The organism is Nocardioides antri, from assembly GCF_008373765.1.
Classification (GTDB): domain Bacteria; phylum Actinomycetota; class Actinomycetes; order Propionibacteriales; family Nocardioidaceae; genus Nocardioides; species Nocardioides antri.
Map to the genome: position 1 here is coordinate 1 of NZ_VUJW01000048.1, position 293 is coordinate 293.

1 protein-coding gene is annotated in these 293 nt (G+C 72.0%); it reads left to right on the forward strand.

What is annotated here, in order from left to right; all coding sequences use genetic code 11:
• Positions 1 to 64: 64 nt before the first annotated feature.
• Positions 65 to 293, forward strand: a 229-nt coding sequence (locus F0U47_RS20385; RefSeq protein ID WP_149752325.1) for a penicillin acylase family protein, incomplete at its 3' end; no start/stop codon positions are given.

Genomic DNA, 293 nt, shown 5'->3' on the forward strand with positions numbered 1-293 from the left:
CTACACCGACTACCAGAAGGGCCGGTTCGGGCACGTGCCCGTGTGACCCATAGGGTCCGAAGGCATGGCTCGCCTGTACCGTGACGCGTTCGGCATCCCGCACCTGAGGGCGGACTCGATCCTCGACCTCGCGCACGCGCAGGGACGGGTGACGGTCGCCGACCGCGCGTGGCAGCTGGAGTGGCTGCGCCGCCGCGCGAACGGCACGACGGCGGAGATCGCGGGGGAGCCGGGACTGTCGTGGGACCGGTTCTCCCGGCGCATGCGCACCGTCGAGACCGCACAGCGGGCCT